The organism is Pseudomonas sp. SDO5215_S409 (assembly GCF_054071325.1).
The window spans coordinates 1-1,367 of sequence record NZ_JBSVWN010000140.1; the positions used below are offsets into that span (position 1 = coordinate 1).

The 1,367-nt window shown below is 44.8% G+C and carries 3 protein-coding genes; all 3 read left to right on the top strand.

The genetic code is table 11. The annotated features are described in order from the left end of the window. On the top strand, window positions 1-436 hold a 436-nt coding region (locus tag ACW9H9_RS28570; protein ID WP_457346700.1), incomplete at its 5' end, for an RHS repeat-associated core domain-containing protein. A 2-nt stretch (window positions 437-438) separates the two neighbouring features. Further along, entirely contained in the window at window positions 439-951 is a 513-nt protein-coding gene (locus ACW9H9_RS28575; RefSeq protein ID WP_457346699.1) for an Imm15 family immunity protein, read from the top strand. 44 nt (window positions 952-995) lie between these two features. Continuing rightward, entirely contained in the window at window positions 996-1,259 is a 264-nt protein-coding gene (locus ACW9H9_RS28580) for a PAAR domain-containing protein (RefSeq protein ID WP_457346698.1), read from the top strand. Window positions 1,260-1,367 lie beyond the last annotated feature (108 nt).

The following is a 1,367-nucleotide window of genomic DNA, read 5'->3' on the forward strand; positions in this document are numbered from 1 at the left end:
TCCGATACGGTTTCAGGGGCAGTATCACGATCATGAGACGGGGCTGCATTACAACAGACATCGATACTATGATCCTGCAATTGGTCGCTTTGTCAGCCAAGACCCGCTCGGCTATGCGGGTGGATTGAACCTGTTTGAATACGCTACAAACCCGTTGAATTGGGTCGACCCGTTGGGACTGGCTAGAAAAGGTGGACAATCAGGAGGCACTCCTAAACAGGCTCAATCCAAGGTGAGAAAAGGCCAGGCACCGGCAGAAATTACCCGTATTGATGAACCAGAACAGAGTGTACCGAGTAGTCAATGGCATGCGCATTGTAAATGTGGATCGGGATACAATGTTGATGGTTCAGTACATGACAAGGGTAAAGGTGACGTAACGTTCTCGAAGAAAACAAAAGAATGGCTTAATAATCACGGATGGAGCATCCCCTGAAAATGAAGTTTACAGATTTCTATGGAAAAATAATTAGCAAGGAACCATATAATGATATGGGCGTATTTTTTGAGAGCTATGAAAGCTTTGAAGAGATTCCACTTGTATCAAGATATAGTCGCTTAAAGTTCTTAAAGGATGAGATGAGCGGCAGCGAGGTTTCTGATTTTCTAGCAGGGCTCGCTGTATTTATTTTAAATACTTTAAGGTTTTTAAAAGCATCAAAAAATAAAAATGTTTTTTTTGCCGTGACTTTTACAGATTTTGAAGGGGTGGAGGAGCAAGGCGTACTTATACCTAATATATTTATTTATCCAAATCCAGCCTCAATCGGTTTTTTGGAAAAAATACGAGAAAATGATAGAGGGCTTGAGTCGCGGGAGATGAAAGAAGTAAAAGTGCATTTTACTAACTGCGGAGTAGAAACTGTATTTGATTTTTATGAAAGTAGATTTTATGACACCGCTTGCGCTGAGGAAATTATAAGAGTCTTTGCTGTTCCCAGGACTTGTTAAGTGTAAAGTATTCGGCTGAGTAACCTGGTCAACGGAGTGACAACATGAAAGACGCAATCCGCTTGGGCGACTCCACCACCCACGGTGGCAAGGTGCTCGAAGCATTCTCCCGAACCGATCTCAACGGCAAGCCGATTGCCGGGCTCGGTCACAAGGTTAGTTGTCCGTTGTGTAAGGGGATTTTTCCGATTGCCGAGGGCAGCAGCACCTACACCGTCAATGGCACGCCCATCGCGCTCGATGGTATGAAAACCGCTTGTGGTGCTGCGCTGATTGCCAGCGGGCCGAAAGGAGCCGTTATAAGCTGAATACTTATTCTGTGCATTGCTTAGACTTCATAATTGAAAGCGTACGCTTTCGTCCTAGGGATGGTCTGAAGTAGGCCACTATGTTTCGACAGCCGAGCCATAGACGCT

Excerpts from the sequence above, each read along its gene's own strand:
- ACW9H9_RS28580 (WP_457346698.1), top strand. The coding sequence starts at position 996 with ATGAAAGACGCAATCCGCTTGGGCGACTCCACCACCCACGGTGGCAAG.
- ACW9H9_RS28575 (WP_457346699.1), top strand. The coding sequence starts at position 439 with ATGAAGTTTACAGATTTCTATGGAAAAATAATTAGCAAGGAACCATAT.